Here is a 286-nt window from a genome sequence, read left to right on the forward strand (position 1 = left end):
CGCATTATCGCTTACCAAGGCACTATCAATAATGCGCACGTTGCCCACAGTGCCAGCACGGGTCATCTGCAGCTCTTGTACTTTGTTTAACACGCTGACGTAAATTGCCTGAGTGACCTCGACATTACGCGTTAGCCGCACAATTTCTTGCTGGGTTTCTGGCAGTTGGCTTACACGGTCGTTGAGCTGCTCTATATCATTTTGTATGCTTCGTTTTTGGCGCAACAGTGCCTGGTAACTAGGGTGGCTAGCCGTGAAGCGTTGCGCTATTTCGGCTTCTTGAAAT

The 286-nt window shown here is 49.3% G+C and carries 1 protein-coding gene; it reads right to left on the reverse strand.

Features of this window, described 5'->3' with window-relative positions; translation table 11 throughout:
* The coding region (locus RMT89_RS42330; RefSeq protein WP_315889081.1) for a GNVR domain-containing protein at positions 1-286 on the reverse strand (286 nt) is incomplete at both ends.

The sequence above is a fragment of the Streptomyces sp. P17 genome, assembly GCF_032436805.1.
In the GTDB taxonomy this organism is placed as follows: Bacteria; Actinomycetota; Actinomycetes; order Streptomycetales; family Streptomycetaceae; genus Streptomyces.